The following is a 7,186-nucleotide window of genomic DNA, read 5'->3' on the forward strand; positions in this document are numbered from 1 at the left end:
CCACAGCGTCATGGCCGGGCTTGACCCGGCCATCCACGCCTTGCCCGCGGTGCGAAGAACGTGGATGCCCGGGACAAACCCGGGCATGACGAGTTTGTCGGGCGGCAACCACCGGCGAACCTCTTCGCTTATGCAGCGACTAAATCAACGGGCGGCATCGCGCCGCCTGCGCTGCGGCATTTCTCATCCGGTCAGCCCATGGCCCGCTGCTGCCGCTTCTGCTATCGATTGAAGCCTTCTTGCGGCCAACCGGAATGACCGATGCGTCCATTGCCTGCGCGTTCCTTTCCCAAAAAACTCGTTGCTCTCGCCGGACTGGTTCTGCTGTCCGCCCAGCCCGCGCGCGCCGCCGATGACGACGCGCCCAAGGGGCCCGCGGTCACGGTGCTGAAGGTCGCAAAATCCTGCTTCTCCGACATCGTCGAGGCCACCGGCACGATCATCGCGCGCGAGGAGACCTCCGTGCGGCCGGAACGTCCCGGCCTGAAGGTCACCGACGTGCTGGCGGAAGCCGGCGACACCACCACGGCCGGCCAGGTGCTGGCGCGGCTGGCGCTGCCCGAGGGCGGCACGCTTCAAGTCACCGCCCCCGTGGCGGGCGTGATCGCGACGTCGACCGCGCAGATCGGCAACCTCGCCTCGGCCAAGGGCGAGGCGCTGTTCACGATCGTGGCGCGCAGCGAATATGATCTCGTCGGCCTGGTCGCGACCACCGATATCCGGAAGCTCGCAGTCGGGCAGCAGGCGACCGTGCGCATTGCCGGCGCGGGCGATCTCGACGGCAAGGTCCGCCGTATCGGACCGACCGTCGAGCCGAACATCCAGCAGGGCATGGTCTATATCGGGATCTCCTCGCAGAAGCGGCTGCTGCTGAACGCGAGCGGGCGCGCGCTGATCAAGACCGGGCAGAGCTGCAACGTCGCGGTGCCGCTGACCTCGGTGCAGTATTCCACCGCCGGCACCGTGGTGCAGGTGATCCGCCGCAACCGCGTCGAGACCAAGCGGGTCGAGATCGGGCTGATGTCGGGCGGCAATATCGAGGTTCGCGACGGCCTCAACGAAGGCGATATCGTCGTCGCCCGCGCCGGCGCGATCCTGCGCGAAGGCGATCCGGTGCGCCCGGTGATGGCCACGGAAGCCGCGAAGTAGGGCTCGCCTCAACCGTCATTGCGAGCGAAGCGAAGCAATCCAGAATCTTTCCGCGGAGAGACCCTGCATTGCTTCGCTGCGCTCGCAATGACGATGTGGGGGCAGAGGTGCGTTACACACGCATACCGTAGGGTGGGCAAAGCGACTTGTCCGCCGTAACTCGGCGAGCGAAGGCGGAAGCGTGCCCACGCCTTCTGTCGAAATCTCGGAAAGATGGTGGGCACGGCGCTTTGCGCTTTTGCCCACCCTACAATTTGCGGCTAGCCGCCGGCTGCTTCGCCGAAATGGACGTCCTCGAGCAGCGAGGAGGAGATGGTCGGGACCTGGTCGCCTTCGGAGGCGCGGGAGATGGCGACGCGGGTCTTGTTGAAGACGCTTTCGGCGCTGCCCTGCGCATTGAGGTTGGTGAGGAACTCGCCGACCAGCACGCTGTACTCGCCCTTGCCGTCGTCGACGACCTTGCCGGGCGAAGCCGAGGAAAGGATCAACGCGTTGTCCGTCGCGCTGATCGGTGCAAGACCATGGCTGTAGGAGCGGAAGCGGCGCTCGTAGGGGTTACGGCGGGAGGCGTCGACGACGACGAGCTTGGCCTTGGCGCCCTGCTCCTTCATCATGTCGAGAACGCCGTCGATGGACACGCCCTGGCGGCGGACGTCGCTTTCCTTCCAGATCACCGCATCGACCGGCAGCATGTAGCTCTCGCGGCCGGCCTGCACGCCGTAGCCGCCGAAGAACAGCATGACGACGGTGTCGCGCTTGATCCGGGACTTCAGGCGGTTGACGGCGCGGACCATGTCGTCCTTGGTCGCGTCCTCCACCATGTCGACGTCAAAGCCGTTCTTGCGGAGCGACGAGGACAGCGCGCGGGCGTCGTTGATCGACTGYGTCAGCGGCGCGCTGGCGTCGGGATAATGTCCATTGCCGATGACGAGGGCGAGGCGGGACGACTGGCCGATCGAGCCGGTGACCTCGTCGGTCGCCACGGCCTTGGCGGCATCGATCGCGCGCATGTTGAGGGCAGCATGGGCGCCGATCACGAGCGACACCGTGCCGATGAGGGCTGCGGCCACCGCAATCGTGCGTCTGGAAAGCTCGAGCTGCCTTACATTCATCTGGGTTCGTTCCTGTGCCAAAGACCAGCCAAGCGCGCGCACAATGTTTGAGTAGCGCGATGGTGGCTTCAGGTTTGAGGGATTGGCCGGGGATTTGCCCCCGAACTGCGCGCAATTTGCGGCGCCGCACCAAACAAAGCCTTAACCGGATATCTCCTCCCCGGCAATAGATCGCCCAAAATTTGAGCTAAGTGACTGAAGATATTGGTTAATCCTGCGAGCGGGATTTGCACGTTTTTTCGTCGCGAGCCCCTTGTAACGGCCTTAATCATGCAGCTCCTGTGCCGGATTTTTCCGTGACCGCCATCACATTTGAATTTCCCGCGAATCCGGGTAGCTTTTTCAAAGACTTGGAGGGGGTGGCGCGCAGATGGGAGCGTGCCGGCCGGCCCCTGGCCAAGACCCCGCGACCAGGTATTTCATGAGCTTTCATTATTTTGCCGGCGCCGCCTGCCGGGCGCTGACGGCGCGAAAAGACGGCCCCTCGCTTTATGACGTCTGCGATCCCGTATTGTCGGGCCCAGCCAGCGGCGACCCGCATCTGGCCAAGTTCTACAAGACCGCGCTCGGCAATCCCGCATTGCGGATCCTGCTCCGCCGCGCCGGGCTGCCCGAGTTGCGCGACGAGGCGAAGCTGACCCGGCTTCGCACGGCGCTGGTGCGGGCGCGCGACGATGCCGAGCCCGACTGGGCGGCGGTCGGCCAGCCCGTCGCCGATCTCGTCGACAGCATCGCGCTCGACCATCCAAAACCGCCGCCGGCGATATTCACAGGGTTAGCGCCGCAACAAGCGCAGATCGACGGCGTGATCCGCGACTGCGCGCAGCATCTGCTCGGCTCGTACCGCAAGAACGGCTTCCTGCCGACCTATGCCGCCTTCAACCTGATCGGCGACCCCGATGTCCGTGGGCGCGAACTGACCATGGCGCTGACGGGGCTGAACGCGCGCGGTTACAAGAACTCCTCGCTGCTGTTCAACCTCGCCCGCGTCTTCATCGCGCGCTCACAGGCAGCGGCCGTCGTCAATCCGCCTTGGAGCGGCATTGCCGAGCCGATGTGGGAGCCGGTGCAGATCCGACACCGCTCGGCCTATTACGACGCGTTCTTCATCGAGGCGCTGCTGAGCTATGTCGAGACCGGGCTCGCCTCGCCGGCCGACAAGATTGCATCCGAGCGTGCGATCGCCGACATGGTCGATTTCTCCGTCAACATCAGCCGCGAAGAGGTCGAGGGTATCGACGGCACACGCTTCAACGTCATCACCGCGCTCGCGCCGGCGCCGCATCCGCGCTTTTCCCGCTTCTTCGCCCAGATCAAGCAGGACCTCGGCTTCGGCGTCTACGTGCCGGATTGCGACACCACGGCGTGCTCGATCTCGGCGGCGACGCAAGCCGGCTGCACCGATCCGATCATCGACCAGCCGCTGCTGGACTTCTATTCGGGCTATCAGGTGCTCGCCGGCGTCAACGAACCGCGCGTGACCGTGCCGCTCAACGACAATATCGACTACGAGGGCGGCGTCGCGACCTGGATCGACAACCTCAAAGGCGAGCGGCCCTATGGCAACGATCTCGATCCGACGCTCAATCTCGACATTCTCGAGGTGAGCTTTCGCAACCTTACGCGCTGGAAAATCCTGGAAACGCCGGCGCGGCTTGCGACCGTGCACCGGATCATCGGCTTCCAGAAACGACTGGCCGCCAGCGGCGCCTTCGCCAATCCGCGCTCGCACATCTATTATCTGCCTGAGCTCTACAGCGCCTATTTCGGCCGCTGCTACGCGGCCTTCCTCGCGCTGCCGCTGGCGGCGCAGGCCGCGATCGACCCCGACGGTGATTTCGATTTCATCCGCCATCGCGTGCTCTCCTACGTCAAGGGCGAGCTGATGGCCGCGGAGATGAACGTGTTCGACGCGGCGCTGGCGCTGATCGCACTCGGCCATCTCGGCGCCGACCCGCGCGCCTTCGCGCCGGCGCTGAACGTGATCGTCGCGAGCCTCGGCGAAGGCGGTCGCCGCGGGCCGTTCCGCGCCTATGAATGGAACAAGATGAAGACGCCGACGCGGATTCTGGTGGGTGGTCCCGAGGTGACGTCGGCCTTCGTGCTGATGGGGCTGGCGGTGGCGAAGCGGGCGATGGCGCGGGGGTGATGGTTCGCTCTTACCCTCCCCTGGAGGGGGAGGGTCGATCGCGCGCAGCGCGAGCGGGGTGGGGTGACGGTCTCTCCGCGACGAACAGTGCCCGAGTGGAGAGATCACCCCACCCCGTCACGCAATCTCACTTCGCTCGATCGCGTGCCGACCCTCCCCCTCCAGGGGAGGGTAAGCAAGCCCCCGCCACAATGACGGGAAGTTGACAGCTCAATCGTTGGGCAGGCGCTGGCCGGGCGGCCAAAAGCCGACCACAATTGCCAAGTCTATCGACATTTTCATTACGCGCGGACCGGCATGTTGCGAAAATTCCTGATTGCGCTGTCTTTGCTAGCCATCCCCTCGCTGGCCCAGGCCGCCGACATCACCGGCACCGCAAAGGTCCGCTCCGGCGATTCCGTCCTGATCGGGAACACGCGGGTCCGGCTCGGCGGCATCGACGCGCCCGCGGTCGACCAGCTCTGCCTCAATACAAAAACCGAGCGCTGGACCTGCGGCATCGCGGCGCGCGACGAGCTCGCCAAATACACCGAAGGCAAGAGCTGGGTCTGCCACGCCCGCGCGATCGACCGGCGCGGCCGCACCGTGGCGCGCTGCGAGGTCGGCGGCGAGGACATCCAGAAATGGCTGGTGCGCAGCGGCTGGGCACTTGCCTACACCCGCGTCTCTCACGACTACGAACCCGATGAGGCCGCCGCGCGCGAGGCAAAGGCCGGCATGTGGCAAGGCGCCTTCATCGCGCCGTGGGACTGGCGCGTCCGCAACAAGAAGATCACCATCCTGGGCGCGACCAAGCCGCCCGAGGGCGCGCATGCGGTGCTGCTCGCCTCGGCCTCCGGGCCGGTCGCGCCCTCGCCGGACTGCACCATCAAGGGCAACGTCAACACCGCCGGCGAGTGCATCTATCACCAGCCGACCAGCCGCTGGTACACCCAGATCAAGATGAAGATCAGCAAGGGCACCCGCTGGTTCTGCTCGGTGGAAGAGGCCGAAGCCGCCGGCTGCCGCGAGACCAAGAGATAAGTGCATGGTCCGGAAAAGTGTGAGGCGGTTTTCCGACAAGACCATGCTCGAAACAAAAACCACCCCAGACCTGCGTTTTGCGTGCTTTTCTTGGGCTTCCACGGCGCGTAGAACGTGAGTCAGCGACCCACCAGCCTGTTCTCAAGCAACAAGGACCAACAGCAATGACCGTTCGCGCGGGCCGGGAATTTCTGGCCATCCCCGGGCCCACCACGATGCCCGACGAGGTGCTGCAGGCGATGCATCGTCCGGCGATCGACATCTACTCCAAAGAGATGCACGAGCTGACCGATACACTTCTCGCAGACATCTCGAAGCTGTTCGCGACCAAGGGCAAGTCCTACATCTACATCGCCAACGGCCATGGCGCCTGGGAAGCCGCGCTGAGCAACGTGCTGTCGCGCGGTGACAAGGTGCTGGTGCTGGAGAGTGGGCGCTTCGCGATCGGTTGGGGCAACGCCGCAGCCCTGATGGGCGCCGAGGTCGAGGTCCTCAAGGGCGACTGGCGCCGCGCGGTGCGGCCGCACGAGGTCGAAGAGCGCCTGCGCCGCGACAAGGAGCACACCATCAAGGCCGTCGTCGTCGTCCAGGTCGACACGGCATCGGGCGTGCAGAACGACATCGAGGCGATCGGCAAGGCGATCAAGGCGAGCGGCCATCCCGCGCTGTATATGGTGGACACTGTCGCCTCGCTCGGCTGCATGCCGTTCGAGATGGACAAATGGGGCATCGACGTCGCGATGTCCGGCTCGCAGAAGGGCCTGATGACGCCGCCCGGCCTCGGCTTCGTCGCGGCGAACGCGCGCGCACTCGAGGTGCAGAAGAAGGCCAACATGTCGACGCCCTATTGGAGCTGGAGCGAGCGCGAGGGCAGCGAGAATTATCGCAAATATGCCGGCACCGCGCCGGTGCATCTGTTGTTCGCGCTGCGCAAGGCGATCGACCTGCTGCACGAGGAAGGGCTCGAAAACGCGTTCCGCCGCCACAGCCTGCTCGGCGAAGCCGCGCGCCGCGCGGTGTCCGCCTGGTCGGAAGGCCAGGTGCTCGGCTTCAACGTCGCGGAGGCGAGCGAGCGCTCCAACACAGTGACGACGGTGACCATGAGCAATGGCCACGATCCGGCGCTGCTGCAACGCTATTGCAAGGACAAGTGCGGCGTCGTGCTCGGCACCGGCATCGGCGATCTCTCGGGACAAGCCTTCCGCATCGCCCATATGGGCCACGTCAATGCGCCGATGCTGCTCGGCACGTTGGGGGTGGTCGAGATCGGGCTGAATGCGCTGAAGATCCCGCACGGCAAGGGCGGGCTGGAAGCCGCGGTCGCGTATCTCGGCGAGCAGGTGGCGGTGTAGGCGCGCTTTCTTCCTTCTCCCCTTGTGGGAGAAGGTGGCGTAGGCGGCCTTCGGCCGCCGTTCTTAGGAACGCCGAAGCGAAGCTTCGGCTATGGCGCCGGATGAGGGGTTGTCTCAGCGAACGCAATTGCGAGACGGACTCGCGGATAGATACCCCTTGTAAGTCGAAGCGCCGCAGGTCTGCTATTGTAGACGTTGCGGTGACGGACGGGAGCCCGCAAACCCCCAGGTCGTTGCAGGCCGTGGGTGAGAGAGGTGCCCCGTCCGTTAGTCCATTGAACCCGAACAGTCGCCTGGGCCGCAAAGTGCGAAGCCCGATTAGGCAAGGAAGGGTGACCATGGATATCATCGCGGTTGGTATCGACGTATCGAAGGACCGTCTTGACGTTGCAGTTCATCCC

General features: G+C 65.1%; 5 protein-coding genes. 4 read left to right on the forward strand and 1 reads right to left on the reverse strand.

Annotated elements, in window-relative coordinates; genetic code table 11:
• The first annotated feature begins 261 nt into the window (after window positions 1-261).
• Window positions 262-1,149 carry an efflux RND transporter periplasmic adaptor subunit gene (locus tag AC1DW2_RS39470; protein ID WP_028149312.1) on the forward strand — a complete coding sequence of 296 codons (888 nt, stop codon included), beginning with the start codon at window positions 262-264 and terminating at the stop codon, window positions 1,147-1,149.
• A 260-nt stretch (window positions 1,150-1,409) separates the two neighbouring features.
• Here the strand turns inward: AC1DW2_RS39470 and AC1DW2_RS39475 are convergent, their stop codons facing one another.
• On the reverse strand, window positions 1,410-2,261 hold the full coding sequence (locus AC1DW2_RS39475; protein WP_063980483.1) for a caspase family protein: 852 nt from the start codon (window positions 2,259-2,261) through the stop codon (window positions 1,410-1,412).
• A 421-nt stretch (window positions 2,262-2,682) separates the two neighbouring features.
• Between AC1DW2_RS39475 and AC1DW2_RS39480 the strand changes: the two genes are divergently transcribed.
• From AC1DW2_RS39480 to AC1DW2_RS39490, 3 genes are all read left to right on the forward strand, one after another.
• Window positions 2,683-4,410: a hypothetical protein gene (locus AC1DW2_RS39480; protein ID WP_477008721.1), complete on the forward strand. Its 1,728-nt coding sequence runs from the start codon at window positions 2,683-2,685 to the stop codon at window positions 4,408-4,410.
• 297 nt (window positions 4,411-4,707) lie between these two features.
• Window positions 4,708-5,433 carry a thermonuclease family protein gene (locus tag AC1DW2_RS39485; protein WP_477008722.1) on the forward strand — a complete coding sequence of 242 codons (726 nt, stop codon included), beginning with the start codon at window positions 4,708-4,710 and terminating at the stop codon, window positions 5,431-5,433.
• A 164-nt stretch (window positions 5,434-5,597) separates the two neighbouring features.
• Window positions 5,598-6,785 (forward strand): pyridoxal-phosphate-dependent aminotransferase family protein, encoded by a 1,188-nt coding sequence (locus tag AC1DW2_RS39490; RefSeq protein ID WP_063980480.1) that lies wholly within the window; start codon window positions 5,598-5,600, stop codon window positions 6,783-6,785.
• Window positions 6,786-7,186 lie beyond the last annotated feature (401 nt).

The sequence above is a fragment of the Bradyrhizobium sp. P3_C3 genome, from assembly GCF_056402655.1.